2 pseudogenes are annotated in these 357 nt (G+C 43.4%); both read right to left on the bottom strand.

The features are described from left to right. Nucleotides 1–139: pseudogene (locus tag AC1M83_RS14200) on the bottom strand (thiolase family protein); the annotation flags it as partial. Nucleotides 140–217: 78 nt separating this feature from the next. Next, nucleotides 218–357, bottom strand: a pseudogene (locus AC1M83_RS14195) (3-oxoadipate CoA-transferase); the annotation flags it as partial.

Below are 357 nucleotides of genomic sequence, written 5' to 3'. Positions count from 1 at the left end.
TCCAATCCACAGAAGGGTTACGTTCCATTAACGCTTTTAATGGCACTGCACCTAAGTCATCCGCACGGACAGGCGCTAAACCACCGGCATAGCGACCAAAAGGCGTACGGATAGCATCAATGATGTATGCGTTTTTCATTTATTTATGTCCTAAATCTTTGAATCCCTCCCTAAATCCCTCCTTTAATAAAGGAGGGATTTAGGGAGGATTGATAAATTAGCCTTGAGTCGCATCAATGAGTTTGGCACCCGTCATCGATTGAAGTTCTTCAAAAGATAAGCCTTCAACTTTCTCAATGACTTTCATGCCATCTGCCGTCACATCAATCACACAAAGGTCCGTATAAATGCGGTCCA

This window comes from Acinetobacter sp. 25-47-130 (assembly GCF_056779705.1).
This window is presented reverse-complemented; position numbering and strand designations above follow the sequence as displayed.